18 protein-coding genes are annotated in these 25,564 nt (G+C 62.6%); 9 read left to right on the top strand and 9 right to left on the bottom strand.

Going from position 1 to position 25,564, the window contains the following annotated elements; all coding sequences use genetic code 11:
* Nucleotides 1-83: 83 nt before the first annotated feature.
* The 6 genes from FHX10_RS13145 (at nt 84) to FHX10_RS13120 (ending at nt 7,543) form a co-directional block, all read left to right on the top strand.
* Complete coding sequence (locus tag FHX10_RS13145; RefSeq protein WP_184389489.1) at nt 84-1,385, top strand: efflux RND transporter periplasmic adaptor subunit; 1,302 nt, start codon at nt 84-86, stop codon at nt 1,383-1,385.
* A complete protein-coding gene (locus FHX10_RS13140) occupies nt 1,382-4,498 on the top strand; it encodes an efflux RND transporter permease subunit (RefSeq protein WP_184389487.1) in 3,117 nt (1,038 codons plus the stop codon). The genes FHX10_RS13145 and FHX10_RS13140 overlap by 4 nt, the downstream gene beginning before the upstream one ends.
* Nucleotides 4,499-4,714: 216 nt before the next feature.
* A complete protein-coding gene (locus tag FHX10_RS13135) occupies nt 4,715-6,007 on the top strand; it encodes an Hsp70 family protein (protein ID WP_097545376.1) in 1,293 nt (430 codons plus the stop codon).
* 68 nt (nt 6,008-6,075) lie between these two features.
* Nucleotides 6,076-6,966 (top strand): uracil-DNA glycosylase family protein, encoded by an 891-nt coding sequence (locus FHX10_RS13130; protein WP_097545377.1) that lies wholly within the window; start codon nt 6,076-6,078, stop codon nt 6,964-6,966.
* Nucleotides 6,967-7,098: 132 nt separating this feature from the next.
* The gene (locus tag FHX10_RS13125) at nt 7,099-7,290 is read left to right on the top strand and encodes a hypothetical protein (RefSeq protein ID WP_047616129.1); all 192 of its coding nucleotides are present in this window, start codon (nt 7,099-7,101) and stop codon (nt 7,288-7,290) included.
* Between the two features lie 94 nt (nt 7,291-7,384).
* A complete protein-coding gene (locus FHX10_RS13120) occupies nt 7,385-7,543 on the top strand; it encodes a hypothetical protein (protein WP_179867927.1) in 159 nt (52 codons plus the stop codon).
* Here FHX10_RS13120 and FHX10_RS13115 read toward each other — a convergent pair whose 3' ends face one another.
* Both FHX10_RS13115 and FHX10_RS13110 read right to left on the bottom strand, forming a co-directional pair.
* Complete coding sequence (locus FHX10_RS13115) at nt 7,544-8,416, bottom strand: hypothetical protein (protein ID WP_097596419.1); 873 nt, start codon at nt 8,414-8,416, stop codon at nt 7,544-7,546.
* 245 nt (nt 8,417-8,661) lie between these two features.
* Nucleotides 8,662-9,600: a DMT family transporter gene (locus tag FHX10_RS13110; protein WP_097545380.1), complete on the bottom strand. Its 939-nt coding sequence runs from the start codon at nt 9,598-9,600 to the stop codon at nt 8,662-8,664.
* A gap of 341 nt (nt 9,601-9,941) precedes the next feature.
* On the opposite strand from FHX10_RS13110, the gene FHX10_RS35460 reads away from it, so the two are divergent.
* The 3 genes from FHX10_RS35460 (at nt 9,942) to FHX10_RS13095 (ending at nt 16,387) form a co-directional block, all read left to right on the top strand.
* Entirely contained in the window at nt 9,942-11,048 is a 1,107-nt protein-coding gene (locus FHX10_RS35460) for a methyl-accepting chemotaxis protein (protein WP_184389485.1), read from the top strand.
* 188 nt (nt 11,049-11,236) lie between these two features.
* On the top strand, nt 11,237-13,885 hold the full coding sequence (gene pepN, locus FHX10_RS13100; RefSeq protein ID WP_184389483.1) for an aminopeptidase N: 2,649 nt from the start codon (nt 11,237-11,239) through the stop codon (nt 13,883-13,885).
* A gap of 192 nt (nt 13,886-14,077) precedes the next feature.
* Nucleotides 14,078-16,387: a PAS domain-containing sensor histidine kinase gene (locus tag FHX10_RS13095; RefSeq protein ID WP_025570257.1), complete on the top strand. Its 2,310-nt coding sequence runs from the start codon at nt 14,078-14,080 to the stop codon at nt 16,385-16,387.
* A gap of 25 nt (nt 16,388-16,412) precedes the next feature.
* Here the strand turns inward: FHX10_RS13095 and FHX10_RS13090 are convergent, their stop codons facing one another.
* From FHX10_RS13090 to FHX10_RS13060, 7 genes are all read right to left on the bottom strand, one after another.
* Nucleotides 16,413-17,063 carry a glutathione S-transferase family protein gene (locus tag FHX10_RS13090; RefSeq protein ID WP_063474875.1) on the bottom strand — a complete coding sequence of 217 codons (651 nt, stop codon included), beginning with the start codon at nt 17,061-17,063 and terminating at the stop codon, nt 16,413-16,415.
* Between the two features lie 103 nt (nt 17,064-17,166).
* Nucleotides 17,167-20,139 carry a bifunctional [glutamine synthetase] adenylyltransferase/[glutamine synthetase]-adenylyl-L-tyrosine phosphorylase gene (locus FHX10_RS13085; RefSeq protein ID WP_184389481.1) on the bottom strand — a complete coding sequence of 991 codons (2,973 nt, stop codon included), beginning with the start codon at nt 20,137-20,139 and terminating at the stop codon, nt 17,167-17,169.
* A 135-nt stretch (nt 20,140-20,274) separates the two neighbouring features.
* The gene (locus FHX10_RS13080; protein ID WP_184389479.1) at nt 20,275-21,684 is read right to left on the bottom strand and encodes a sensor histidine kinase; all 1,410 of its coding nucleotides are present in this window, start codon (nt 21,682-21,684) and stop codon (nt 20,275-20,277) included.
* Complete coding sequence (locus tag FHX10_RS13075) at nt 21,681-22,436, bottom strand: response regulator transcription factor (protein WP_373289194.1); 756 nt, start codon at nt 22,434-22,436, stop codon at nt 21,681-21,683. Before FHX10_RS13075 ends, FHX10_RS13080 begins: the two co-directional genes overlap by 4 nt.
* A 66-nt stretch (nt 22,437-22,502) precedes the next feature.
* Nucleotides 22,503-24,095 carry a Do family serine endopeptidase gene (locus FHX10_RS13070; protein WP_025570247.1) on the bottom strand — a complete coding sequence of 531 codons (1,593 nt, stop codon included), beginning with the start codon at nt 24,093-24,095 and terminating at the stop codon, nt 22,503-22,505.
* Nucleotides 24,096-24,308: 213 nt separating this feature from the next.
* Nucleotides 24,309-24,764, bottom strand: coding sequence for a cytochrome c-type biogenesis protein CcmH (locus FHX10_RS13065; protein ID WP_132574664.1), 456 nt, complete (start codon nt 24,762-24,764; stop codon nt 24,309-24,311).
* Nucleotides 24,761-25,564 (bottom strand): cytochrome c-type biogenesis CcmF C-terminal domain-containing protein (locus tag FHX10_RS13060; RefSeq protein ID WP_281413911.1); only part of this gene is annotated, 804 nt, incomplete at its 5' end. The genes FHX10_RS13060 and FHX10_RS13065, both read right to left, overlap by 4 nt.

Below are 25,564 nucleotides of genomic sequence, written 5' to 3'. Positions count from 1 at the left end.
GCGCCGCAATATAAGCGGCTCAATCAGAGCATAAAATTCGCAACCTTGCCCCCCGCAACCTTGCCCAAAGACCGGTCTCGCCCATGAAGAAATTTTGGATCACCGTCAGCGTTATCGCAGTTGCCGCCGTCGGCGTCTGGCAATTCGGGAATCTGATCCCTTATGCCTCCCGCATCCCCTACCTCTCGCAGTTCATCAAGCAGCCGGCAGCCGGCAATGGCGGCGGGCAGCAGGCCGATCAGGCGCAAACCGATCAAGCGCAGAACGGTGGGCAACATCAGGGCGGTGGGCGCAGACGCGGCGGTGGTGGCCCGACCGTCGTCAAAACAGTCGCAGCGGTGAAAACGACGCTGCCGACGGATGTGACCGCTTCCGGCTGGGCCGATGCCGATGACAATACGACCATCGCTGCCCAGGAACAGGGCCTGATCGTCAGCATCCATGCGCAGGATGGGGCAACCGTCAAAGCCGGCGACCTGATCGCCAAGCTGGACGACCGGACGGCCAAGGCGGCTGTCGACAAGGACAATGCGATGATCGTGCGCGACAGGGCAACCCTGTCGGAATCCGAGACCGCATTGACGCGCGCGCAGGATCTCTTCAACCAGAAGGCCGGGACCCAGCAGAGCCTCGACCAGGCGGTCGCCGCCCGCGACACCGCCGCTGCCACCGTCGATGCCGACAAGGCCGCGCTTGCCTCCGATCAGATCATCCTCGAGAACACCGACATCCGCGCTCCCTTCGACGGCCGGCTCGGCGATATCGCCATCAGCAAGGGCGCCTTCCTCAATGCCGGCTCGGCAATCGTCACCATCGCGAAATACGATCCGATCAATGTGAAATTCCACCTGCAGGAGCGCTATCTGCGTGAGCTGAAGAAAGCTCTGGCAGCCGGTCCGGTCGAGGTCAGCACCGCGCCCAGTTCCGCCAAGGGCCAGGTCAGGAAGGGCGAGATCAGCTTCTACGACAACACCGTCGACACGGCATCGGGCACGATCCTCGCCAAGGCGAAATTCGAGAATGCTTCCGGCGCTCTCTGGCCCGGCCAGTCGGTCAACATCGTGGTGCATTTCAACAACGACGAACAGCAGGTGGTGGTGCCGACGGTTGCCGTCAGCCCCGGTCCCGAGGGTTTCTTCGCCTTCGTCGCCAAGGACGGCAAATCGCATCTGACTCCCGTCACCATCGCCCGCGCAAATGGCGGCTTCACCGCCATAGAATCCGGCCTTCAGGCTGGCGACCATGTCGTCGTCGAGGGCCAGGGCCAGTTGAGCGACCAGCAGGCGATCAACGAGCAGTTCGACGAAAAGACGCTTGATGTCGCCTCCGCCGAAGAGCCTCGGCAGCAGCAGTCCGAGACGATCACGGTCGGAGCTCAGCAATGATCCCCAATTTCTGTATCCAGCGCCCTGTCGCGACGACGCTGCTTGCCATTGGCGCCATTCTGGCCGGCCTTGCCGGTTACCAACTCGTGCCGGTCGCGGCCCTGCCGCAGGTCGACTTTCCCACGATCAACGTTTCGGCGCAGTTGAGCGGCGCCTCCCCACAGACGATGGCGACCTCGGTTGCGACGCCGCTGATCAAGCAGTTCGAGACCATTCCCGGGATCAGCGAAATCAGCGCCTCCAGTTCGCTCGGCAGCACCAGCATCGTGCTGCAGTTCGACCTCAACCGCGATATCGACGCGGCCGCAGCCGACGTGCAGGCGGCAATCTCGCATGCGACCCGGCAACTGCCCGACAACCTGACGACGCCGCCGAGCTATCGCAAGACGAACCCGGCCGATGCGCCGGTCATGTTGCTCTCGGTGCAGAGCAACACCATGCCGCGCAGCAAGCTCGACGAGATCGCCGAGGACATCATCTCGCCATCGCTTTCCACACTTCCCGGCGTTGCCCAGGTCAGCGTCTATGGCGCCCAGACCTACGCCGTGCGCGTCGAGGTCGACCCCAACAAGCTTTTGACCCGCGGCATCGGCATCGACACCGTCAACAAGGCGCTTGCTGCCGCCAACAGCCAGCAGCCCGTGGGAACGCTGCAGAACAATTCGCAGAGCATGACGATCACGGCGAATACGCAGCGCATTAACGCCGAACAGTTCCGCTCGCTGGTCATTGCCAATCCGAACGGCGCGCCGATCCACCTTGGCGACATCGCCGATGTGCAGGACAGCGTCGAGAACCAGTATACCGGCAGCTGGTATGATGGCCAGCGCGGCATCATCCTCGCCATCCAGCGTCAGCCGGATGCCAACACGGTCGATGTGGTCGATGCGATCAACGCCAAGCTGCCGCAGCTTCACGCCGAAATTCCGCCTTCGGTCAACACCGTGGTCATGAACGACGCGGCAAAACCCATTCGCGCCGCCATTGCCGACGTGAAGTTCACGCTGCTCCTGACGATCGGTCTCGTCGTTCTCGTCATCTACCTCTTCACCGGCCACGCCACGGCAACGATCATTCCGGGACTTGCCGTTCCGTTGTCGCTGATCTCGACCTTCGGCATGATGTATGTGCTCGGCTACAGCATCGACAACATTTCGCTCCTGGGGCTGACGCTCGCGGTGGGGCTGGTGGTGGACGACGCGATCGTCATGCTCGAGAACATTCTGCGCCATGTCGAGGAAGGCATGCCGGTGCGGGAAGCGGCGATCAAGGGGGCGGGCGAAGTCAGCTACACCATCATTTCCATGTCGGTTTCGCTCATCGCCGTCTTCATCCCGATCCTGCTGATGGGCGGCGTCGTCGGCCGCGTGTTCAACGAATTCGGCATGGTGGTCGCCATCGCCATCATCTCGTCGGCCGTGGTCTCGCTGACCGTGACACCCATGCTCGGTTCGCGCCTGTCCAACAATCACAGCCGCCCGCCGCTGCTCATCCGCATCTTCGATGCCGGCTTCGAGCGGACGCTCAACGGCTATGACCGGGCGGTCGGCTGGTGCCTTCGACATCGCCTGACGATCCTCGGGATTTTCCTCGGCTCGGTGGCGCTGACGGTCTATTTCTTCATGACGCTGCCGACGAGCTTTTTCCCGCAGGAAGATATCGGCCGCCTGACGATCAGCACGCAGGCCCGCCAGGATATTTCCTATTCCGCCATGGAGGCGCTGCAGCAGCAGGCGGCAGCGGCCGTCAAGGCCAACCCGGCGGTCAATCACGTGATGTCGACGATCGGCGGCAACCCGAACAAACCGCAGAACAACGGCTCGATGTTCGTCGAACTCAAAGACAAGAAAGAGCGCCCGCCGCTTGACCAGACGCTGCGCGAGTTGCGCACGGCGATCAACAAGATCCCCGGACTGCAGGCCTTCGTGACGCCGAACCAGAGCCTGCGCTTCGGCGGCCGCCAGACCGCCAGCCAGTATCAGCTGGTGGTGCAGGCGCTGAGTGCCGATCAGACCAACCTCTGGGCCGGCAAGATCCAGGCGGCGATGCGCAAGGACCGGCTGTTCACCGACGTGACGTCGGACGCCCAGAACAACGCGCTGCAGGCCAATATCGTCATCGATACCGAGCGGGCAGCAGCCTACGGTATCGACAACGACACGCTGCGTACGACGCTGCAGGAATCCTTCAGCGGCTATTCAGCGGCGGAAATCCAGTCGACCGGCGACAGCTACGACGTCATCGTCGAATACGACACCAGCAAACCCTGGGACGACCAGAAGCTGTCGGAGATCCGTGTCGCCTCGTCCAATGGCAGCCTGGTGCCGCTTTCGAACTTCGCGCATGTCCAGCGCACCACCGGCCCGGTCACCATCAACCAGACCGGCCAGTTGGTCTCGACCACCGTTTCCTTCAACCTGCCGGAAGGCGTCTCGCTCAGCGATGCGACGGCGGCGATCGATCAGATCAAGAAGGACATCGCCACGCCGGCCGACGTCTTCACCTCCTATGGCGGCACGGCTGAGATCTTCGAGCAGTCGCAGGGCAATACGCCCTATCTGATCCTGGCGGCCATTCTGACCATCTATGTCGTGCTCGGCGTGCTCTATGAAAGCTTCATCCATCCGCTCACCATCCTCTCCGGCCTGCCGGCCGCGGCCTTCGGTGCGCTGCTGGCTCTGAAGATCATGGGCTTCGACCTGTCGATCATCGCCCTTATCGGCCTGTTGATGCTGATCGGCATCGTCAAGAAGAACGCGATCATGATGATCGACGTGGCGGTGGAGACCATGCGCACGACCGGAGAAAAGGCGACGGCGGCGATCCACGAGGCCTGCGTGCGACGCTTCCGACCAATCATGATGACCACCTTCTGCGCCCTGCTCGGCGCCCTGCCAATCGCGCTCGGCACCGGCGCAAGCTCGGAGCTGCGCCAGCCTCTCGGCATCGCCGTCGTCGGCGGCCTTGTTGTCTCGCAGATGCTGACACTGTTCATCACCCCCGTCATCTTCGTCGAGATGGACCGCTTCGGAAACCACCTCGGCCGGCTGATCGGCCAGAAGAAGGTCGAGGAGCCGAAGGTGCAGGAGGTAAGGGCGATGGCTGCCGAGTGATGACGGCCCTCTGAGTTCGGCATTGCCGATCAGCCCTTGCGGCGCACTTCTTCTTCCAACCGGGAGAGGAAGTGCGCCGCGATCACATCAACTTCCACTCCTCTTGAATGTATCACGCCTCTGTGGCATCACCCGCCCTCCTTGATCCGGGCGTTCGTTCGCCCTTGCGGAGCAAAGCTCCGTCTCCAACAACAATCGGCATGAAGAGGTGCGGGCATGGCTCAGGCGCTGGGTTTCGACTTCGGCACGACGAATACGGTTCTCGCCCTGGCAGATGGCGGGGCGACGCGCTCGATGGCGTTCACGAGCACGGAAGGCACGGCCGACAGCATGCGCACGGCGCTTTCCTTCATGAAGGATGCACAGCTCGGCGCATCAGCGCTGAAGGTGGAGGCGGGCCATGCGGCGATCCGGCAGTTCATCGACAATCCCGGCGAATGCCGCTTCCTGCAATCGATCAAGACCTTTGCGGCGAGCGCCCTGTTCCAGGGCACGCTGATCTTCGCCAAGCGGCATAATTTCGAAGATCTGATGGAGGTCTTTGTCAGGCGCCTGCGCAACTATGCCGGCGACAACTGGCCCTCTGACGTCAGCCGCATCGTCACCGGCCGGCCGGTGCATTTTGCCGGCGCCAGCCCCGACCCGGCGCTGGCGACCGAGCGCTACAACGAGGCGCTGTCGCGCTTCGGCTTTCCCGAAATCCACTATGTCTATGAGCCGGTCGCCGCCGCCTTCTACTTCGCGCAGAACCTGAAGCAGGATGCCACCGTGCTGGTCGCCGATTTCGGCGGCGGTACGACCGACTATTCGCTGATCCGCTTCGAGACCGTTGCCGGCAGGCTGACGGCAACGCCGATCGGCCATTCCGGCGTCGGCGTCGCCGGCGACCATTTCGACTACAGGATGATCGACAACATCGTCGCGCCGCTGATCGGCAAGGGCAGCCATTTCAAGAGCTTCGACAAGATTCTCGAAGTGCCGTCCAACTACTATTCCAGCTTCGGCCGCTGGAACCAGCTGTCGATCTTCAAGACCACGCGCGAATTCGAGGATCTGAAGAAGCTGGTGCGCACCAGCCTGGAACCGGAAAAGCTCGAAATCTTCATCGACCTCATCGACCATGACGAGGGTTACCCGCTCTATCAGGCGGTGTCGGCGACGAAGATGGCGCTCTCGGCCTCGGAAGAGGCGCCTTTCGATTTCGCACCGCTCGGTCGCGGCGGGCGTCGCAGCATCAAGCGCAGCGACTTCGAAGGCTGGATCGCCGAGGATCTCGCCCGCATCGAAGGTGCACTCGACGACGTGCTCGAGAAGACCGAGACGAAGCCCTCGGAGATCGACAAGGTGTTCCTGACCGGCGGTACCTCCTTCGTACCGGCGGTGCGCCGCATCTTCACCGAACGCTTCGAGCGCGACCGGATCGAAAGCGGCGGCGAGTTGTTGTCGATCGCCCATGGCCTGGCGCTGATCGGCGAACGCGACGACATCGGGCAATGGACTGTGCAATAGCGCTGACAAGGGCCTGCAATCCGTCGCCTGCCCTTTCAATGCCACTGTCTCTCCGCTAAACCTGTCGCATGATCTCCGCCAACGACCTTTCCCCCGCCGAGCTTGCGGCACTTCTGCATTTCCATGCGGATGCCGGCGTGGAATGGCTGCTGGAAGAAGAGGCGATCGACCGCTTCGCCGAGTTCGAGGCGATGAAGGCCGCCCGCCGCCCGGCGGCGACACAGGCGCAGCAGCAACAGCCGCCCGCCGGCGAACGCCAGACACCGCCGCGTCCGAATGCAGCGGCGCGCCCGGCGCCTGCCGAACGCGCAGCGTCCGGCCCGCAGCCTGCCATTCCGGATGGCGAGGCGGTGCAGCAGGCGCGTTTCGTCGCCGAAACTGCGCGATCGCTCGCGGAGCTCAAGACCGCGATCGAAGCCTTCAACGGCTGCAATCTCAAGCACAGCGCCCGCTCGACGATTTTTGCCAGCGGCGATGTCGAAAGCGGGATCATGGTGATCGGCTCGGCGCCGAGCGCCGAAGACGATCGCGAAGGTGCGCCTTTCTCGGGAAAATCCGGCCAGCTGTTCGACAAGATGCTGGCGGCGATCGGGCTGACGCGCTCGACCGTTCTGCTGACGCAGGTCATCCCCTGGCGGCCACCTGGCAATCGTGCGCCGTCGGCGGCGGAAATGGACATATGCCGCCCGTTCATCGAACGGCAGATCGCGCTTGCCGAACCCAAGGCGATCCTGCTGCTCGGCAATTTTTCGGCGCGTTTCTTCTTCGGCGAAAACGACACGATTCACGGCCTGCGCGGCCGTTGGAAGGAGATTGCGGTTGCGGACTGTGTCATTCCTGCCATAGCCAGCCTGCATCCGCAGGATCTATTAACCGCACCTGTCAACAAGCGGCTGGCCTGGAACGACCTGCTCGCCTTTCAAGCAAAGCTTAAGTCCCTCTCTTTGCTTAGAAATTAGCCAATGTTGAATATTTTATGAATCAAGCCATGCACCCTTCGCATGGCTGCATCCCGCCGTGACGCATTGCGAAATCAATGCTGCATCGCAATATGAAGATGTGTCTTGGGAGGAATCACAGGAACCAAGGCCATGAACAAGCGTTTTCGTCCTATCCATTGCGGGTTTGAAACCCTTCGCCTCGCCGGCGACCATGTTCGCTCCACTCAGGGCTACAGCCGTTACGGCTTTGCCACGAACGAACAGATGATTGCCCGCGGCACCGGCATCAACAGCCGCACGGCGCGCCCCGACGCGATTTTCTCGGACTTCCAGCAATATTGAGCGGCAGCCGCCGACAGCCGCTGCGCGTCTTCGGACGCGCAAAGGACGCTGTCGCACGTTGAATTGCTGCCCTTTCGTATCAAGAGTAACGCCAATGTCGACAATCCTGATATCGCTTTTGCGCAACATCGAAACCTTCGAGCATATCCGCGTCGCCGTCTGCGCCGCGCGGGAATATGAGCGGGAGCTTTCCGTCAATCCGGCTGATGGCGGCGAGCGTATTGGCGCAGGCGCTGCGGCGATCGTCCTCTGATCAGACGGCCATATCCTCGATCTGGGCTTTCGCCCATTCGAAAGCTTCGTCGACGTAGGCGAACTTGACCGACTGCCAGGCGCAATATTCCTCGACGAAATCCCGCGATATCCAAAGGTGCGTCTTGCGCGGCTCGTCATACCAACCGACGCAGCCGCGCTGCGCCGCCTTCGCCAGCACTCGCTGCAGATGGGTGCGCGACATCATGAAATCGGCAGCGAGCGCCCGGGTTTCGACGCGGCCGACCGAAAACCTGTCCGGCTCGCGGCTTTCTATATCCATCCGGGCGATGAAGTTGTCGACGACGAGGCCGCCGGCTTCCGTCCAAAGGAACAGTGCCACCTGCTCCGGCGGCTCGCGCCAGGCGGCATCTTCCAGGCAATGGCGGGCGATGCGCGGCTGAACGAGCCGCATCAAGGATGGGTTTGCCTGGAAAAAGACCGCCCTTTGACCACCGTCGAGCAGGTCGAGCGCAGCGAGATTGCCGAGAATCCAGGCAAACATCGCCTGATGGCTGACATCGGCCGGCTCGAAATGACGAGGCCGCCGCCGCTCGTCGCCGGGCGTGTGGACAATGAAGCGGTAGGTAAAGAGCTCTTCGATGAAGGCCAGCACGGTGTTGCGGCTTGCCACCTTGTGCCCGGTGATGCGTGCTGTCAGCCGGACGGCGGTGAAACCCGACGTCGGGTCGCGCGGATCATATTCCAGGTTGAGGGCATAGGCCGTCTGGGTCAGAAGCCAGCGCTGATGCGAGGCGAGCAGTCGCGCCAACCGCGGACCGGCATCGAACATGCCGCGCATCTGCCCAGCCAAAAAGCGGATGCTCATCAGAAAGGAAGGGTTCCCCGCCAATTGCGCCGCTGTGAATGTCATTATGCTTTTCTCCACCTCCGCTCGCAGGCCAGCGTTCGGAGCAACGACACCGAGAGCTCCTCCGGCATCAGCGGCCATTCAAACATGCACAGCTTGGAATAAATGATACTCTCTCATCTTCAACAATCACATTCCGCAGGCCGGTGGTATCCCAAGAATTCACCATTCTTTTCATGCTTTGAGAGCAAGCATCAAGCGTGGACAATCCCCGCGTTAAAACCTTCGATATCATGTGCTTGCAGGTGTCAGGCTTGCGGCGTCGAGGCCTTGCGCGCCTCTCTCTGTTCGATGCCGAGCTGATGCTCGCGATAGATGATGAAGATGCCGGCGCCGATGACGATCGCGGTGCCGATCAGCATGGTCACACTCGGCACATCGCCGAAGACGAAATAGGCGACGATGCCGCCGAGCAGGATCGAGGTATATTCGAACGGCGCGATGGTGGAGACGTCGGCATGGCGGTAACTTTCCGTCAGCAGGATCTGCGCGACACCGCCGCAAAAGCCGGCGGCGATCAGGTAGAGCGCCGAGGGCCACGGCAGGAGGAGCCAGCCGAAGGGAAGAGAAGCCAGCGAGAAGACCGATGCGGTGATCGAGAAATACAGCACGATCGTTGCCGTCTTCTCCTCCTCGACGAGGCGGCGCACCTGGATCATCGCCATGCCGCCGAGAACGGCCGAGAGCAGCACGCAGAGCGCGCCGACGGCCTGTTCCGCTTCCATGCCGCCGTTGCGAAACAGTGTGAGTTTCGGCCAGGAGATGATGGCGACGCCGACGATGCCGACCAGGACGGCACTCCAGCGATAGATACGCACGGTCTCGCCGAGAAAAACCGCAGCGAAGACGACGGCGACGAGCGGCAGGGCGTAGCCGAGCGCAATCGCCTCCGGCAGCGGCAGATGCAGCAGGCCATAGAAACCGAAAGCCATCGACATGATGCCGATCGTGCCGCGCTTGAGGTGACCGATCGGATTGGACGTGTAGAAGGCGGCGCGCAACTGTCCGATATAGGCGAGATAGGCCATGATCGGAAAGAGCGCGAAGAAGGACCTGCAGAAGGTGACCTGACCCGGCGGGATGTCTGAGCCGGCCAGCTTGATGAAGGTCTGCATGGCCAGGAAGACCACGACCGACGAGACTTTCAGCGCAATGCCTCTCATCGGGTTTCTGAGAACCGAGTGCATGATCCTGGCTCTTATATCGACTTAAGCGGAATGGGGAGACGCGTTCGACTCGGGAACGCAATGGATGACATCTGCCATCGTAGCGAAAGAAAATCCCGATGGGCGAAAAAACCGCAAGCCACGCATGAGAATCATAAAATCGCGTTCGGCCACAGGCGCAACCGTGCCTCAACCGCGCCACCGCCCTTAAATCTTTCTGTCTTGAGCCGTTTCACCCTAAAATGTTCACCGCTGACCGCTCGGCGTTAACCAATTGAAAACCATAGGCAAGCATCGTTTGTGGCTTATCCCGAAATTTTCTTCGCCACAAACAATTGCCCGTTCCTGCCAGGATCATTTTGATGAAGCCGCTTAGCGCCGAAACCATTGCCCAGTCGCAGAATGCGACTCCGCGCTCGATGCGCGTCGTCACCGACGGCATCAGCACCGACCTCGAGCGCTTCAGCGCCGACAACACGCATATCGTCAAGCAGATCAAGCTGCTGGCGATCAATGCGCTGATCGAGGCGGCACGCGCCGGCGAGACCGGAAAGGGCTTTGCCGTCGTTGCCAACGAAGTGCAGCGGCTGGCGCAGATCGCAACCGACATTACCGGCCGGTTCGAGAGCAACGTGCTCGGCCGCATCGGCCTCAGCCGCGCCATGGCGGATTCGCTGGTCGAGGAGATGGAGGGCGTTCGCCTCACCGATCTGGCGCAGACGCTGGTGCAGCTCATCGTCCGCAATCTCTTCGAGCGCACGGCCGATGTGCGCTGGTGGGCGACGGACCCGGCGCTCTGGCAGGCGCTGCACAACCCGGACCGGGAAACCGTCGCCTTTGCGGCGGAGCGTCTCGGCGCCATCAACCGCTTCTACACCGTCTATCTCGATCTCGTCATGACCGATCTCTCGGGCAAGGTGATCGCGTCGGCCAATCCCAAGTTCCAGCGCAAGATCGCCGGCACGAGCCTGGCCACCGATCCGTGGTTCCGCGCCGCATCGGGCTGCGCTTCCGGCGACGCCTACATTGTCGACGAGGTCAAAGCGAGCCCGCTGCACGACAACAGGCATGCGCTCGTCTACGCCACAGGTATCCGCGAAGAGGGCAAGCTCGACGGACGGCTGATCGGCACGCTCGGCGTCTATTTCGACTGGCAGAACCAGGGCCAGGCGATCGTCGAGAAAGAGGCGAACCTGCCGCCGCAGTTGGCGGAAAGAACGACGGTCATGCTGCTCGACGGCAAGAGCCGGGTCATCGCCACCACCAATCCTGCCGTGCTGTTTTCCCATTTCGTGCTCGCCAACCCGTCCGGCCAGTCAAAAGGCAGCTACTACGATAATAACGGTTCGATCGTCGCCTTCGCGCGTACGCTCGGCTATGAGGATTATGACGGGCTCGGCTGGTACGGCGTCGTCGTGCAGCAGACCGAAAACGACGCGACAATCAAGGCTGCGCTCAATCTTAAGTAGAGTCCCTCCCCCTGGCGACCACGTTCATCAGCCCCAACAAGGTATTTTGCCCGCGAACTTCGCGTTCGCGGGCAATTTGCTTTAACTTTAGTTCAGACTTTAATGTAATCATGCCCGGCAAAATTTATGGCAGAGTGCGCCCGCCTCTGTATTCCGCGGTTGTCTAATAACGGTCTTCAGGAAACACCATGCGAACAGATACCGGCCAGGTCATTCATCTGGCAGATTACCGTCCCACCGACTTCGTGCTGGAACGCGTGGACCTCACTTTCGAGCTCGACCCGACGGAGACAAAGGTCGAGGCGCGACTGATCTTTCATCGTCGTCCGGGCGCCGATCTCAAAGCGCCGATCGTCCTCGACGGCGATGAGCTGGCTCTGTCGGGACTGCTGTTCGACCAGGTGGAGCTGGAGCCTTCGCGCTACGACGCAACACCGGAAAGCCTGACGGTGCGCGACCTGCCGGAGAGCACGCCCTTCGAACTGACGATCACCACGATCATCAACCCCGAAGCCAATACCCAGTTGATGGGCCTTTACCGCACCGGCGGCATCTACTGCACGCAATGCGAGGCGGAGGGTTTCCGCCGCATCACCTATTTCCCCGACCGGCCCGACGTGCTGGCGCCGTTCACCGTCAACATCATCGCCGACAAGGACGCCAACCCGCTGCTTCTGTCGAACGGCAACTTCCTCGGCGGCGCCGGCTATGGCCCCGGCAAACATTTCGCCGCCTGGTTCGACCCGCATCCGAAGCCGAGCTATCTCTTCGCCCTCGTCGCCGGCGATCTCGGCGTCGTCGAAGACACGTTCAACACCATGTCCGGCCGCGAGGTGGTGCTGAAGATCTATGTCGAGCACGGCAAGGAGCCGCGCGCGGCCTATGCCATGGACGCGCTGAAACGCTCGATGAAGTGGGACGAAGAGCGGTTCGGACGTGAATACGACCTCGACATCTTCATGATCGTCGCCGTCTCCGACTTCAACATGGGGGCAATGGAGAACAAGGGCCTCAACGTCTTCAACGCCAAATACGTGCTTGCCGATCCCGAGACCGCGACCGATGCCGACTATGCCAATATCGAGGCGATCATCGCGCATGAATATTTCCACAACTGGACCGGCAACCGCATCACCTGCCGCGACTGGTTCCAGCTGTGCCTCAAGGAAGGCCTGACGGTCTATCGCGACCACGAATTCTCGTCCGACCAGCGCTCGCGCCCGGTCAAGCGCATTGCCGAAGTGCGCCATCTCAAATCGGAGCAGTTCCCGGAAGATAGCGGCCCGCTCGCTCATCCGGTGCGGCCGACGAAATATCGCGAGATCAACAATTTCTACACGACGACCGTCTATGAAAAGGGCAGCGAAGTCACGCGCATGATCGCGACTTTGCTCGGCAAGGACGGCTTCAAGAAGGGAATGGATCTCTACTTCGACCGCCATGACGGCCAGGCGGTGACGATCGAGGATTTCGTCAAATGCTTCGAGGATGCGAGCGGGCGCGATCTCACGCAATTCTCGCTCTGGTACCATCAGGCCGGCACGCCGCTCGTCACCGCATCGGGCAGCTATGATGCGGCAGCCGGCAGCTTCTCCCTGTCGCTCGAACAGATGATCCCGGCAACGCCCGGCCAGCCGAGCAAGGAGCCGATGCATATTCCGCTCAGCCTGGCGCTGTTTGGCGAAAACGGCGGCAAGATCGAACCGACCGCGGTCGACGGTGCGGAATATGCCGGCGAGGTGCTGCATCTCACCGGCCGCACCCAGACGGCGGTATTCCATGGTGTTGGCTCGCGGCCGGTCGTTTCGATCAACCGCAGCTTCTCGGCGCCGATCAACCTCCATTTCGATCAGAGCCCGGCCGACCTCGCCCGTCTCGCCCGCAATGAGACCGATCATTTCGCTCGCTGGCAGGCGCTGACCGATCTGGCGCTGCCGAACCTCCTGAAAGCGGCACGCGACGCCCGCGAGGGCAAGCCAGTCGTCTGCGAGGCGACTTTCATCGAGGCGCTGATTGCGGCAGCGGCCGACGAGAGCCTCGAACCTGCCTTCCGCGCCCAGGCGCTGGCTCTGCCGAGCGAATCCGATATCGCCCGCGAACTCGGCGGCAACAACGATCCCGATGCCATCCATGCCGGCCGGCAGGCGATCCTGAACCAGATCGCCGATGCCGGAAAGGACGTCTTTGCCGGCCTTTACGCGGCGATGACGACGTCAGGCGATTTCAGCCCGGATGCGAAAAGCGCCGGCCTGCGGGCGCTGCGCAATACCGCCCTCACCTACCTCTCGCATGCCGAACAGACTCCGGCCCGCGCCAAGGCCGCCTTCGATGCGGCCAACAACATGACCGATCTCAGCCATGCGCTGACGATCCTCGCCCATCGTTTCCCTGACAGCGCGGAGACCAGCGAGGCGCTGGCAACTTTCCGCGACCGCTTCGCGGACAATGCCCTGGTCATCGACAAATGGTTCGCGATCCAGGCCGGCATTCCTGGCGCAAAAACCCTGGAGCGGGTCCTCGCCCTGATGGACGACCCGCTGTTCAAGCGGACCAATCCGAACCGGGTGCGTTCGCTGGTCGGCACCTTCGCCTTTACCAATCCGACCGGTTTCGGCCGCGCCGACGGCGAAGGCTATCGCTTCCTCGCCGGCCAGATTCTCGATATCGACGAGCGCAACCCCCAGCTTGCCGCCCGCATTCTCACTTCGATGCGCTCCTGGCGCTCGCTGGAACGGGTGCGGGCCGATCACGCCCGCTCGGCGCTGACCGAGATCGAGCAGTCGGCCGATCTTTCGACCGACGTGCGCGATATCGTCGAGCGCACGCTTAAAGGGTAGTTTTGATTCGACTGGCCGCCGACGAAAACTCGGCGGCCGGTCGCCGATCGGTTCGAATCGTCTGAAAAGCACAAAATTATAAATAGTTAACGGATTTTTACCTTTGCCTCTGGACAAGGCGAATCACCCATGATTCTCTAAGTCAGGTTCGAGCGAGCGGCGCGCGAATCACACGAGGGACAAGGCGAAGAGATGATGGACGTGCGACGGGCAACCGTGGCCGAAGGACGGCTGCGTGTCGATTTTGACGGGCTGAAAGCCTGGCGAGACAGCCTTTCAGGCCGCGCGACATCGGAACCGCTGCTTCGGCATCTGCCGAAAGCCGAGCTCGTGCTGAAGCGGGCCATTCCGGCGCTGATCGTCGCTTTCCTCTCCGTCGTCGCCGCCTCGCATTTCTTCGGCATGATGAGCGAATATGGACGGTTGGAGTCCTCGGCCCGCCATGCCACGGCCCTTTCGGCGGCAACCGCCTCTGCCGTGTTTGCCGATGCAGCCGACATCTTCGATAGCGGCGACGTCGGCCAAGCGCAGGCCCGGCTTGCCAAATTCCTGCCGCAGGACCGGCTGGACAACGGCGCCTTCGTGCTGCTCGTCCAGGCAAGCGGCAAGGTTTTTGCCTCGACCACCGCCGGGCTTTCGCATGTGGGCAGCAATGTCGGCGATTTCTTCCCCGAGGTCTCGGCGATCCGGCGTTTCGGCGATCGCGCCGGCGTCATCGAAACGACGATCGGCGGCGTGCCGCATTATGCCGAGATCACGCTGATGGGCAATGCCGGCGGCTATATCGTCGCCGCCACCTCGCTCGACGAGATCGGCCGGCTCTGGCGCGAGCAACTGGCGCTTAACGTCACGCTGTTTGCCGGCATCTCCTCGATCCTGCTGGTCATCCTCTACGCCTATTACACCCAGGTGAAGCGCGCCCGCGATGCCGACGACATCTTCCTGGAATCGAACCTGCGCGTCGAGACGGCGCTGTCGCGCGGTCGCTGCGGCCTCTGGGATTTCGATTTCGAGAATCGCGAATTCTTCTGGTCGCGTTCGATGTACGACATGCTCGGCCTGCCGGGTTCCGACAAGACGATGGGCTTCGGCGAAGCCGCGCGGCTGATGCATCCCGATGACGGCGGGCTCTACGAGATCGCCCGCGCCATCGCCAAGGGTGATTCCGGCCAGGTCGATCAGATCTTCCGCATGCGCCACGCCGGCGGCCATTATGTCTGGATGCGCGCCCGCGCCCAGGTGATCCGCAGCAATTCCGGCCGCATGCACCTGATCGGCATCGCCATGGACGTGACCGAACAGCATCGGCTCGCCCAGCGCTACGCGGAAGCCGACCAGCGCCTGGCCGACGCCATCGAATGCACCTCGGAAGCCTTCGTGCTCTGGGACAAGAACGATCGCCTCGTCATGTGCAACACGCATTTCCAGCAGGCCTATGGTCTGCCGGACAGTGTGCTGGTGCCCGGCACCGAGCGCTCGGTGGTCAATGCCGCCGCCGCCCGTCCCGTCATCGAGCGGCGGATCGCCGATGCCGACGGTTCGGGCTATTCGCGCACAACGGAAGTGCAGCTTGCCGACGAGCGCTGGCTGCAGATCAACGAGCGGCGCACCCGCGATGGCGGCAGGGTCTCGGTCGGAACCGACATCACGCTGATGAAGCGCCATCAGGAGCGGCTGCGCGAATCCGAACGCCGGCTGATGGCGACGATCGGCGATCTCTCGGCCTCGCGCCAGACGCTGGAGATCCAGAAATCCGAGCTTTCGACGGCCAACGCCAACTATCAGGCGGAGAAGGAACGCGCCGAGGCTGCCAACCAGGCGAAATCGGAATTCCTCGCCAATATGTCGCATGAGCTGCGCACGCCGCTCAACGCCATCCTCGGCTTCTCGGAAATCCTGCAGAACCAGATGTTCGGGCCGCTCGGCTCGCTGAAATACGACGAATATGCCCGCGATATCCATGACAGCGGCAAACATCTGCTCAACGTCATCAACGACATTCTCGACATGTCGAAGATCGAGGCCGGCCACCTCCGGCTGCACCGCGAGCGCATCGACCTCGTGCCGCTGATCGAGGAAAGCCTGCGCTTCACCGCCATGCCCGCGGCCGAAAAGAACATCGTCATCGAACAACGCATCTGCTCCGGCCTGACGCTGATGGCCGACCGCCGGGCAATGAAACAGGTGCTGCTCAACCTGCTCTCCAATGCGGTGAAGTTCACCGACAATGGCGGCCGCGTCGCGGTGCGCACCCGCCGCGTCGACGGCGCCGTCCTCGTCACCATCGCCGACACCGGCATCGGCATTCCCCGCTCGGCGCTGGCAAAAATCGGCCAGCCCTTCGAACAGGTGCAAAGCCAGTATGCCAAGAGCAAGGGCGGCTCCGGCCTCGGGCTCGCCATCTCCCGCTCGCTGACCTCGCTGCATGGCGGCCGCATGAAAATCCGCTCACGCGAAGCTGTGGGCACCGTGATCTCGCTGCGCATCCCCGACGATATTTAAAGGCCACGTCAAAATCCGACCGTTGTCAGCCGGCCGATGCGGCGGTGAAAACCGCCAACTGAGCGGCGAAAGCACTGTTGTATGCGGGCCGCGCTTCGCCGCGGGCGACATAGGCGGAGAGGTTCGGATGATCGTCCAATATATCCGATCCCTTCAGCCTGAGCAGCACCGTCACCATCAGAAGATCACCGGCGCTGAAGGCGCCGTCCAGCCAGTCGGCATCGCCAAGGCGACGGGAAAGATCGTCCAGCCGTTTCCGGATGCTGACCTCGAGGGCATGCAGGCGCTGCTCATACCAAGGCTCGTCGCGCTCCAGGATTCTGGCGAGAGCGCGGTCGAAGATCGGCGGCTCTATGGTGTTGAGCGCGGCAAACATCCATGCGATCGCGCGCGCCCGGGCATTCGCATCCTCCGGCAGCAGGCCCGCATGACGCTCGGCGATATGGAAGACGATTGCTCCGGACTCGAACAGCGCGAGATCGCCTTCCTCATAGGTCGGAATCTGTCCGAACGGTTGAAGTCTGAGATGCGCGGGTTCTCTCATCGCCTTGAACGAAACAAGGCGAACGTCGTAAGGCAGCCCCACTTCTTCGAGTGCCCAGCGAACGCGCATGTCACGCGCCAGCCCCTTGCCGCGATCGGGCGAGTGTTCAAAGGCGGTAATGGTAATCGTCATTGGTGTTCTCCCGAGCGTGCCTGCCTTGAAGACGACCGGCTAAACGAGATTCCGACAGCCCATGTTCGAGATAATCCTCGCGGTCATTCCAGCTGATGTGAAATCATGCGCCTGAATTACCGGGCTTCACGACATTCTGGAATATTTTCCGAACCGCTTTCGAAAGCCGCTTTACCTCGGCTTCCAGGGTCTTGATGTCAGGGCAGTCGCCGGCGCGGCAGACGAGTTCGACGAGACCCGACGGCGCCTCCTTCGGATCGAACGGACCGTCAATGGACAGGCGGATCAGTTGCGAGAGGCCGGTATAAAGCGCGAAGGCCTCAAGGCATGTGTCGAGATCGGCTGTCGCCATCAGCCGGTCGCCAAGCACCTTCAGGGCCTCGCCGGTACTCATCCCGTTCACGGCAATGCCGACGCCTCTGGTCGGCGCAATCAGCGCCAGATATTGGGCGATGAATTCGAGATCGATGACGCCGCCGGAGATGAGCTTCAGATCCCACGGGCCGGATGGCGGCTTTTCCTTGTCGACCATTTCGCGCATCTCGGCGACGTCATGCGCCACCTTGGCAACGTCGCGATCGGCCGACAACACCTCCTGGACGATATGCTCGGCTTCGGCGATCAGGCTTTCATTGCCGCAGATCAGTCGGGCGCGGCTGAGCGCCATATGCTCCCAGGTCCATGCCTCCTCGCGCTGGTACTTGCCGAAAGCATTGATGCGGGTGGCGACCGGCCCCTTGTTGCCGGACGGGCGCAGCCGCATGTCCACCTCATAGAGCACACCTTCTGCGGTGGGCGCCGAGAAGGCGGCGATCAGCCTCTGGGTGATGCGGGTGAAATAACGCGTCGCGTCGAGCGGCTTCGGTCCATCGGATTCAGAGGCCGCATCGTCGTAATCATAGAGCAGGATCAGGTCGATGTCGGAACCGGCCGTCAGCTCGAAACTGCCGAGTTTGCCCATGCCGGCGATCGCGATGCGGCCGCCGGGATAGTCGCCATGGGCGGCCCGCATTTCGCTCACCACGGCATCGAGTGCCGCCGCGATGATGAGATCGGCCAGATGGGTGAAGGCGCGTGCGGCCATCGCACCGTTGATCGCGCCGGTCAGCAGGCGGATGCCGATCAGGAAACGCTGCTCGGCGGCAAAAATGCGCAGCCGGTCGAGTACCTCCTCATAGTGGCGCGCCTGGGCGAGCGAGCCCTTCAGCCGTTCGCCGAGATAATCGCGGGTCGGCAGTTCGGCCATCAGGCCGGGGTCGAGCATGCCGTCGAAGACATGCGGCTTGGCGGCGATCACCTCGGCAAGCCGGGGGGCCGAGGACATGATGTTGACGATCAGCGACAAGAGCGCCGGATTACTGCCGAGCAGCGAGAAAAGCTGGATGCCGGAGGGAAGGCCCGAGATGAAGCTGTCGAAGCGCAGCAGCGCCTCGTCGGCGCGCTTGCTTTCGCCGAAGACCCGCAAGAGCTCCGGTGCCAATTCCGTCAGCCTTTCGCGCGCTTCCACCGATTGCGTCGCGCGGTAGCGGCCATAATGCCAGGTGCGGATGATGCGGGAAATGTCGGACGGCCTGGTGAAACCGAGTTTCTTCAGCGTCTCCAGCGTATCGGGGTCGTCGCCCTGGCCGGTGAAGACCAGGTTGCCGGTATCGGTGGAAAGCCTGCTCTCCTGCTCGAACAGGTGGGCATAACGCCGCTCGACCGTTTTCAGCACGCCGACCAGCCGCTCGGAGAAGCTCGGCGTGTCGGTGAATCCCATCATGAAGGCAATGCGCTTCAGGTCGGCATCCGTCTCCGGCAACAGATGGGTCTGCTCGTCGCGCACCATCTGGATGCGGTGCTCGACATCGCGCAGGAACCAGTAGGCCTCCGTCAGTTCGTCACGGGTTTCCGCGTCGATCCATTTCGCCTTGGTGAGTTCACAGAGCGTTTCTTCCGTCGCCCGGCCGCGCAAGGCCGGCATGCGGCCGCCGGCGATCAGCTGCTGGGTCTGGACGAAGAATTCGATTTCGCGAATGCCGCCGCGGCCGAGCTTGACATTGTGGCCCTTGACCGCGATCGCGCCGTGGCCCTTATGCGCGTGGATTTGCCGCTTGATCGAATGGATATCGGCGATCGCCGCGTAATCGAGATATTTGCGGAAGACGAAAGGGGCGAGTCCGCGCAGGAAATCGCCGCCCGCCGCCAAGTCGCCGGCAACCGCGCGCGCCTTGATGAAGGCTGCCCGCTCCCAGTTCTGGCCCCTGCCCTCGTAATAGATCATCGCCGCATCGACCGGGATCGCCAGCGGCGTCGAGCCGGGATCGGGGCGCAGTCTGAGATCGGTGCGGAAGACGTAGCCGTCGGCCGTGCGCTCCTGCAGGATGCGCACCAGCCGGCGCATCATTCTCGGGAAGACCTCGATCGCGTCATCCGGGTCGGGTACCATGCCTGCTTCTTCGTCGAAGAAGACGACGAGGTCGATATCGGAGGAATAGTTGAGTTCGGATGCGCCGAGTTTGCCCATGCCGAGCACGATCAGCCCTGAGCCGTTGCTCGGTGCCGCCGGATCCCGCAGCCGCAGCTTCCCGCCCTCATGCGCAGCAAGCAGCAGATGGTCGATGGCAGCAGCGACCGAAGCCTCGGCAAGCTCGCTCAGCCAGGCCGTCGTCGCACGGCCGTCGAAGATGCGCGAGAGATCGGCGAGCGCCACGAGGAAGGCCACCTTGCGCTTGATGATGCGCAGCCTGCTCATCACCACGGATTCGGCGGGTGCCGCCCCCTCGCCTTCCGGTCGCCAGCACCCCCTGGCCTCGGCGACCAGCGCCTCGATCTGCGGCTCCAGCGGCTCGGTGACGGCGCCGGCGAGGATGGCGGGGTCGAGATTGGCGATTTCGCGCAGGAAGGGCGACAGCGTCAGCACCGCCGCAATGAAATCGCGAAGCGGCCCTTCCGTCTTCAGCATCGTCGCCACCGACGGCTCGCTTTTGCCGGCCTCTTGAAGGTCGGCCAGCGCCAACTTCAATTCCGTCTGGTTCAGCGGACGCAGCAGCCCTTCGGCGACATCCTTCAGGCCATGCGTCGATTTCGTCAGCATGCGCTCTCCCTGCTTTGGCACCTCAGGAAACGACGACGCAGAATCGCAGTCCGCGCCTTCGATCGAGATTAAACTAGGGTCTTGGCCGAAAACCGCCAATACGCGATTCAACCGATCGTATTTCGGCGGAAGAGATCAGGCAGCCTTGGCCGGGAAGATCATGCTGACGGTCAATCCGCGCTGTTCGGGTTTGTCGGGATCGGTATCGGAGAGTTCCAGCCGGCCGTTGTGCAGCTCCATCACCGCTTCCACCAGCGAAAGCCCGAGGCCTGTCCCGGGTTTCGACCGGCTTTCGTCGAGGCGGACGAAGCGCTTCACCACATCGTCGCGCCGGTCGGCCGGAACGCCCGGTCCGTGGTCGGCGACCGACAGGCAGATACCATCAGGGCGGCGGGAAAGCTTCAGCGATACTTTGCCCGCGCCTTCGGTATCGGAGGAATATTTGATCGCATTGTCGAGCAGATTGAAGATCGCCTGGCCGATCAGCTCGCGATTGCCCTGCACCTCGACATCCGGTTCGATGCTCGAACTGAGGCCAAGCCCGGCTTCTTCCGCCGCCGGTTCGTAAAGCTCGGCGCTATCGGAGACGATCGCCGAAAGCTCCACGGGCGACATCTCGGCGGCGACCGATCCGGCCTCGACGCGGGAGATCATCAACAGGGCGTTGAAGGTGCGGATCAGCTGATCCGATTCGGAAATAATCCCTTCCAGTGCTGCGCGCCGCGTATCGCCATCGCTGATATCGAGCGCATCGGCCGCCTTGTTGCGCAGCCGCGTCAGCGGCGTCTTGAGATCGTGGGCGATGTTGTCGGACACCTGCCGCAGACCCTCGTTCAGCTTCTCTATACGCTCCAGCATGGTGTTCAAAGACATCGACAAACGGTCGAATTCATCGCCCGAGCCGCCGACGGGCAGGCGCTGCGACAGGTCGCCGGCCATGATCTTCTTGCTGGCATCGGACATGCGGTCGATGCGTTTCAGCGCGTTGCGGCCGATGGCGAACCAGATGATGATGGCGCCGAGCCCCATGATCGCCAGGGCCACCATCAGCGCCTGGCGCACCAGCAGACGGAAACGCTCGGGATCGCCGAGGTCGCGGCCGATCAGGATTCTGAGACCGTTGTCGAGCACGAAGATATTGGCGATCGCCTTGTGGCGGCGCTCGATACCGCTGTCGGTATAGCGCTGATAGATGAAGGGCGCGGAGGTCCAGCCGATCTCCTCGAAGACACCCGGCTGCACCGACGCGACGTTGCCGGCGAGAATATCGCCCGAGGGACCGGCGATGATGTAGAGATTGGCGCCCGGCTGGCGGGCACGCCGCTCCATGGTGCGCAGGAGAAGGTTCATGCCGCCGGTGTCATAGGCGCGCTGCACCTGCTCCACCTCCTGGCGGACGGCGTCGCGGATCTGGCCGGTCAGCAGCCGTTCCGACATCGCCGTCACATAGAAGACCAGCGTCGCGGCGCAGATGGCGAAAAGCAGGATATAGAGTGCCGAAAGGCGGACTGCGGTGGACTTGAAGAGAACCCTGAAACGGCTCATCCCTCATCCTTGATCATGTACCCCGCGCCCCGGATGGTCTTCAGGAGGGGCTGGTTGTAGTCCTTCTCGATCTTCGAGCGCAGGCGTGAGACATGTACGTCGATGACGTTGGTCTGCGGGTCGAAATGGTAGTCCCAGACATTTTCGAGCAGCATGGTGCGGGTCACCACCTGGCCGGCATTCTTCATCAGATATTCGAGCAGGCGAAATTCGCGCGGCTGCAGCAGGATCTCCTTGCCGCTGCGGCGCACCTCATGGGAGAGCCGGTCGAGTTCGAGATCACCGACGCGATAGACGACGTCCTGATCCGGCGTGCCCTTGCGGCGGCCGAGCACTTCGACGCGCGCCAAAAGTTCGCTGAAGGCATAGGGCTTCGGCAGGTAGTCGTCGCCGCCGGCGCGAAGACCGGTGACGCGATCATCGACCTGACCGAGTGCAGAGAGGATGAGGACAGGCGTATGGATGGCCTTGCGGCGCAGCTCGCTGATGACGGAGAGCCCGTCGCGGCGCGGCAACATGCGGTCGATGACGATGACGTCGTAGGTATTTTCCGACCCCATGAACAGGCCGCTCTCGCCGTCGCTGGCGTGATCGGCGACGATGCCCGCCTCACGAAAGGCTTTCGTGAGGTAGACCGCGGCTTCGAGATCATCTTCGATGATGAGAATCTTCATGCGGCCGACATTACCCACCGGCTGCGTTTCGGCAAGGCTCAAAGCATTTTCCTGCGGGGCGGCGCTCATGGCGATCATCCTTCAAAGCTCAGAAGAATCGAGCCGCGCGGACTTTCGTCCGCACGGCTCTCGTTTTCTTAAGGATCAGCCCTGGCCGTTGATCGGAAGCGCAACGAAACGGCTTCCTTCACCGGACTGGATCTGGAACAGCGCACGGGTGCGGCCGTCCTTCTTGGCCTGGTTCAGCACCTTGACGATATCTTCGGGGCTGGAGACCTCCTGGTTGTTGACCGAAGTGATCTTCTCGCCTTCCTTGATGCCCTTGTCGGCAGCGTCGGAATCCGGGTCGATGCCGGTGATCGCCAGGCCCTTGCCGTCGTCGGAAGGACCGACCGTCAGGCCGAGATCGGCAAGCGCCTTCTCGGAAGCCGGTGCCTCAGGCTGCTGCGGCTGGTTGTTGTCATCGGCCGACGCATCCTTCTGATCGATCGGCAGCGTGCCGAGCTCGACGGTGAGAGACTGGGCCTTGCCGGCACGCCAGACCGAAAGCTCGACCTTGCTGCCCGGCTGCATCGCACCGATGCGGCGGCTGAGATCACGTGCATCCTTGATCGTTTCGCCATTCAGCGCAGTGACAACGTCGCCCGCCTTCATGCCGGCCTTGTCACCCGGCGATCCGGCCTGCGGGGCCACGACAAGGGCGCCGCTCGGCTCGGACAGGCCGATGGACTCGGCGATATCCTTGGTCACCGGCTGGATCTGCACGCCCAGCCAGCCGCGCGACACCTGGCCGTCCTTCATCAGATCGGCAACGACATCCTTGGCGGTCGAGGCGGGAATGGCGAAGGCGATGCCGACGCTGCCGCCCGACGGCGAGAAGATCGCGGTATTGATGCCGACGACTTCGCCGCTGAGGTTGAAGGTCGGACCGCCGGAGTTGCCACGGTTCACGGCAGCATCCACCTGCAGGTAATCGTCATAAGGGCCGGAGCCGATATCGCGGCCACGGGCCGAGACGATGCCTGCTGTGACCGTGCCGCCGAGACCAAAGGGGTTGCCGACGGCAACGACCCAGTCGCCGACGCGGACATTGTTGTCGTCGGCCCAGTTGACGTAGGTGAACTTCTTGCCCTTGCCGTCGACCTTCAGGACGGCGAGGTCGGTGCGCGGATCCTTGCCGATCAGCTTGGCATCGAGCTCGGTGCCGTCATTCATCACGGCGACGAAGGCCTGGCCATCGGACACGACGTGGTTGTTGGTGACGATATAGCCGTCTTCGGAGATGAAGAAGCCGGAGCCCTGGGCGACGGGGCGCAGACGACCCTTGCCGCCCGGACCGTTCGGGCCGCCATTCGGGCCGTTCTGGCCGAAGCGCCTGGGATGACCCTGCTGGTCATTCGGATCCTGGCCGAACTGCTTGAAGAACCGCTTCAGCGGGTGATCGTCGGGAAGGTCGTCGAAGCCGCGGCCGTTGAAATCGAAGGAGAAGCCGTCATTGTTGTCGGAGACGGGATTGACGCGGTTTTCGACCCGGACGGAAACGACAGCCGGCGAGACGGCGTCGACCACATTGGCGAAGCTCGGAACGGCAGGCGCCTGAACCTTGACAGCTTCGGCATAAGACCGGGTGATTTCGAGCGGAACGCCGGTTGCGAGCACAGCGGCTGCGATACCGGCGACGGTAGAAGCCTTGAGCACAGTGGCGAGGGACGGACGTCCGTTGAAATTCTTGAGCATTGGAGCACCTTCTCTTGTTCTTAAATCTTCAGACCGGCGACGCCGGATCAGTCGATGAATGAAGATATAGGACGCCGCACCTTACTGCGAACTGTCCGGCCAATGAAAAGTTGGTAATGTTTGTAATGTTTGCTTTTGGCCAAACGTGCCGCCAGCTTCCCGGGTAGCGCGGACGCGGCCAGATATGCTCGTCCGCCGGCTCAGCCCGGTCGGTTATTTCTTCAGAAGCTCACTCAGCTTCGCCTGTTCGTCGGCTGTCAGCTTGCTGCCGGTCGGCTTACCGGCCCTGTTGCGCGCAAAGACCAGCAATGACAGCCCGCCGGCGATCACCAGCAGCACTGGTGCGCCCCAGAGCAGCACCGTCTTCATGCCGACACGCGGCTTCAACAGCACGAACTCGCCATAGCGCGAGACGATATAGTTCAGCACCGCCTCGTCGCTGTCGCCATCGTTGATGCGCTCGCGCACCAGCAGGCGCAGATCCTTGGCCAGATCGGCATTGGAATCGTCGATCGACTGGTTCTGGCAGACCATGCAGCGCAGTTCCGCCGACAGGGCGCGGGCGCGCGCCTCAAGCGCCGGATCGGCCAGCACCTCGTCCGGATTGACCGCAAAGGCGGGGGCCGCCATCAGCAGCAAAGCGAAAGCCAGCAAGAGACGCCGCATCATTCCGCCGGCTCCATTGCAGCAGCAGGCTTCGCGGCTTTCGCCTTCCTACGCGGGGCGCCGACGCGCAGGCGGCGGTCGGTGAGCGAGACGAGGCCGCCGAAGGCCATGATCACCGTTCCGCCCCAGATGCAGAGAATGAACGGCTTCCACCAGATGCGCACGACGATGCCGCCGTCCTTGGTGGCGTCGCCGAGCGAGACATAGAGCTGGCTGAACCCAAAGGTCAGAATGCCGGCCTCCGTCGTCGGCATCTGCCGGGCGGTGTAAAGACGCTTGGCCGACCAGGTATCGGCCACCGCGACACCGGCGCGCCGGATGGTGAAGTGGCCGCGCTCCTCGGTATAGTTCGGCCCGGTCGCCGGCTGCATGCCGTCGAAATGCAGGCTGTAACCGCCGGCCTCGGTGATCGCGCCGGGCTTCATCTCGATGACGTATTCGCTCTGGAAGGTCGTGACGGCGACGATGCCGAGCACGGTGACGCCGAGCCCGGCATGGGCAAGAGCGGTGCCAAAGGCCGAACGCGGCAGGCCGGAAAGCCGGCGCCAGGCGATACTGGCGGAAACCTTGCCGATACCGGCGCGATACCAGAGATCGGCGATGGCGCCGAGGATGAGGAACAGGCCGGCCGCCAGCCCGAGCACTGACAGCACCGGTCCGCCATGTTGGACATAGAAGAAGGCCACGGCGGCCAGGAAGGCGAGAGCTGCGACGACATAGAGCCGCTGCAGGGCGCCGAGCAGATCGCCGCGCTTCCAGGAAAGCATCGGCCCAAAGGGCACGATGACGATCAGCGGCGCCAT

This window comes from Rhizobium sp. BK591, assembly GCF_014195045.1.
Taxonomy (GTDB): domain Bacteria; phylum Pseudomonadota; class Alphaproteobacteria; order Rhizobiales; family Rhizobiaceae; genus Rhizobium; species Rhizobium anhuiense.
Note: the sequence above shows the minus strand (reverse complement) of the source record. Positions and strands in the feature narration are given on the sequence as shown.

Coding starts and splice junctions, on each gene's coding strand:
- FHX10_RS13145 (WP_184389489.1), top strand. CDS start 84: ATGAAGAAATTTTGGATCACCGTCAGCGTTATCGCAGTTGCCGCCGTC.
- FHX10_RS13140 (WP_184389487.1), top strand. CDS start 1,382: ATGATCCCCAATTTCTGTATCCAGCGCCCTGTCGCGACGACGCTGCTT.
- FHX10_RS13135 (WP_097545376.1), top strand. CDS start 4,715: ATGGCTCAGGCGCTGGGTTTCGACTTCGGCACGACGAATACGGTTCTC.
- FHX10_RS13130 (WP_097545377.1), top strand. CDS start 6,076: ATGATCTCCGCCAACGACCTTTCCCCCGCCGAGCTTGCGGCACTTCTG.
- FHX10_RS13125 (WP_047616129.1), top strand. CDS start 7,099: ATGAACAAGCGTTTTCGTCCTATCCATTGCGGGTTTGAAACCCTTCGC.
- FHX10_RS13120 (WP_179867927.1), top strand. CDS start 7,385: ATGTCGACAATCCTGATATCGCTTTTGCGCAACATCGAAACCTTCGAG.
- FHX10_RS13115 (WP_097596419.1), bottom strand. CDS start 8,416: ATGACATTCACAGCGGCGCAATTGGCGGGGAACCCTTCCTTTCTGATG.
- FHX10_RS13110 (WP_097545380.1), bottom strand. CDS start 9,600: ATGCACTCGGTTCTCAGAAACCCGATGAGAGGCATTGCGCTGAAAGTC.
- FHX10_RS35460 (WP_184389485.1), top strand. CDS start 9,942: ATGAAGCCGCTTAGCGCCGAAACCATTGCCCAGTCGCAGAATGCGACT.
- pepN (WP_184389483.1), top strand. CDS start 11,237: ATGCGAACAGATACCGGCCAGGTCATTCATCTGGCAGATTACCGTCCC.
- FHX10_RS13095 (WP_025570257.1), top strand. CDS start 14,078: ATGATGGACGTGCGACGGGCAACCGTGGCCGAAGGACGGCTGCGTGTC.
- FHX10_RS13090 (WP_063474875.1), bottom strand. CDS start 17,063: ATGACGATTACCATTACCGCCTTTGAACACTCGCCCGATCGCGGCAAG.
- FHX10_RS13085 (WP_184389481.1), bottom strand. CDS start 20,139: ATGCTGACGAAATCGACGCATGGCCTGAAGGATGTCGCCGAAGGGCTG.
- FHX10_RS13080 (WP_184389479.1), bottom strand. CDS start 21,684: ATGAGCCGTTTCAGGGTTCTCTTCAAGTCCACCGCAGTCCGCCTTTCG.
- FHX10_RS13075 (WP_373289194.1), bottom strand. CDS start 22,436: ATGATCGCCATGAGCGCCGCCCCGCAGGAAAATGCTTTGAGCCTTGCC.
- FHX10_RS13070 (WP_025570247.1), bottom strand. CDS start 24,095: ATGCTCAAGAATTTCAACGGACGTCCGTCCCTCGCCACTGTGCTCAAG.
- FHX10_RS13065 (WP_132574664.1), bottom strand. CDS start 24,764: ATGATGCGGCGTCTCTTGCTGGCTTTCGCTTTGCTGCTGATGGCGGCC.